The 531-nt window shown below is 54.0% G+C and carries 1 protein-coding gene; it reads right to left on the bottom strand.

Going from position 1 to position 531, the window contains the following annotated elements:
• Positions 1-531, bottom strand: a 531-nt coding sequence (locus ACZYSM_RS29345; protein WP_489077192.1) for an autotransporter outer membrane beta-barrel domain-containing protein, incomplete at both ends; no start/stop codon positions are given.

Below are 531 nucleotides of genomic sequence, written 5' to 3'. Positions count from 1 at the left end.
CTTCGGAATTATGTACCCAGTTCGTTTCTACGTACGGCTTGAACGACTGCTGCTTGCCATCACCTTGTGCGGTATAGCCTTTCATAAAGGCTTTAACACCCAACGAACTGCGCACGTTATCGTTGCCGGTCGAGGTCACCCGTGTGCCGTTCTGTTCGGTGTAGTCATCGGCACGAATGCCCGACCAGGCAAGTTGCGCCTTCGGTTGCAGGAAGTATGAATTTCCAGCATGACTGCCCAAATCAAACACGTAACCGCTTTCCAAGGATGCGCTCAAACCTTTGGACTTGTAGCTTTCATTGGCCAGCTCGTCGCCTTTCACGGTGTTATTAAACCAGCTGTACTGCAACACGGTGTCGGCATACAGCCCCGCTTCGTCGGTACCGTTGGCATACCAGGTTCCGTAAAGCCCCGTGGTGTATCCGTCTACCTCGCCCTTTGCACGATACCCGGTGATATCGGAAGTGGTCGTGTTGCGGTCATTGCCATAGCCCGCCAGACCACCCAAACGCCAAGTGCTGCCGTTGCTAC

The sequence above is a fragment of the Pseudomonas sp. F220 genome (assembly GCF_057813935.1).
Note: the sequence above shows the minus strand (reverse complement) of the source record. Positions and strands in the feature narration are given on the sequence as shown.